2 protein-coding genes are annotated in these 1,787 nt (G+C 53.8%); both read left to right on the plus strand.

The window, feature by feature from the left end; all coding sequences use genetic code 11:
- Positions 1-341: DUF1304 domain-containing protein (locus WBC85_RS06295; RefSeq protein ID WP_424434082.1), on the plus strand; the 341-nt coding region annotated here is incomplete at its 5' end.
- Between the two features lie 266 nt (positions 342-607).
- The coding region (locus tag WBC85_RS06300; protein ID WP_424434084.1) for a polyribonucleotide nucleotidyltransferase at positions 608-1,787 on the plus strand (1,180 nt) is incomplete at its 3' end.

Below are 1,787 nucleotides of genomic sequence, written 5' to 3' on the forward strand. Positions count from 1 at the left end.
TCGTTGCTTTGATTGCGGCACTCCACCTTTACATTCTTTGGTTTGAAATGTTCGCTTGGGAATCCAGAGGGCCCAATGTGTTTCCCAGTTTTCCCAAAGACCTGTTTACACCCACCAAAGCGATGGCCGCCAATCAGGGCCTCTATAATGGCTTTCTGGCTGCCGGATTGATCTGGTCGCTGGTGATCGCTGATGCCGATTGGGCAAGCAATGTTGCGCTCTTTTTCCTAGCATGTGTTTTTGTTGCAGGCGTTTACGGTGCCAAAACAGCGTCACCTCGCATTCTCTATGTTCAGGCGATGCCCGCCGCCCTGGCCGCGCTGGCGGTCTTGTTCAGCTGAAACAGAAGCGCACTAACCTCGCCCATTGAGCAGATTAAAACCTGTATCCTGCCGCTGCTTGCCAGCGTCTGAACCGATTTTTCGGCCAAACCAGCTGATAAGGCGAGGACTGCACAGCTCCCTTCCCATCGCCTGCAAAACACTGTATGGCCGCACAATCTGAAAGCCGGCGCCAAGACCTCAGCGCCTGATAAAGAAGATATCGAGGTCAGGGGCAATACGGCCCCTATGCAAATGGCCCAAACGGGCCAACACAGGAAACATAGATGTTTAATGTAACGACAAAATCGATGCAGTGGGGCGAAGAAACGCTCACACTGGAAACCGGAAAAGTGGCCCGTCAGGCAGACGGGTCGGTGATCGCCACCGTAGGGGAAACCTCCGTCATGGCCAACGTCACCTTCGCACGTCAGCAAAAACCAGGGCAGGATTTCTTCCCACTGACAGTGCACTACAATGAAAAATACTATGCTGCGGGTAAAATTCCCGGTGGCTTCTTCAAACGCGAAGCACGCCCGACCGAAAAAGAGACCCTGACAAGCCGTCTCATTGACCGTCCGATCCGCCCATTGTTTGTACCTGGCTTCAAAAACGAAGTGCTGGTCATGTGTACCGTGCTTTCGCACGATCTGGTGAACGATCCCGACATGGTTGCAATGATCGCAGCCTCTGCTGCGCTGACCATTTCTGGCGCACCGTTCATGGGCCCGATCGCTGCTTGCCGCGTTGGCTTTGAGGATGGCGAATACGTCCTGAACCCAACTGTTGATGACATGCAGGACCTGCGTCTGAACCCAGACCAGCGCCTTGATCTGGTTGTCGCCGGCACCAAAGACGCCGTTATGATGGTTGAATCAGAAGCTTATGAACTGTCCGAAGAAGAAATGCTCGGCGCGGTGAAATTTGCCCATGACGCGATCCAGCCGGTGATCGACCTGATCATTGATCTGGCAGAAGATGCGGCAAAAGAGCCATTTGACTTCCAGCCTGTTGATTACTCGGACCTTTACAAGGCCGTGGCAAAAGCCGGCGAAAAAGAGATGCGCAAAGCTTTCGCAATTGCTGACAAGCAAGAGCGTACAGCAGCCGTTTCAGCCGCCCGCGAGACCATCAAGGGCAAGCTGAAAGAAGACCAGCTTGAGGATGCCAATCTTGGCTCCGCGATGAAGAAACTCGAAGCGTCTATTCTGCGCGGCGATGTCGTCAAAACCGGCAAACGTATCGACGGCCGGAAAACCGACGAAATCCGCGATATCACTTCGTTGACCGGCATTCTGCCCCGTACACACGGCTCAGCGCTGTTCACACGTGGCGAAACTCAAGGTCTCGTCGTGACAACGCTGGGTACGGGCGATGATGAACAATTCATCGACGCACTGCACGGCAACTTCAAATCCAACTTCCTGCTGCATTACAACTTCCCTCCCTACTCGGTTGGCGAAGTTG

The organism is Planktotalea sp., assembly GCF_049680325.1.
Classification (GTDB): domain Bacteria; phylum Pseudomonadota; class Alphaproteobacteria; order Rhodobacterales; family Rhodobacteraceae; genus Planktotalea.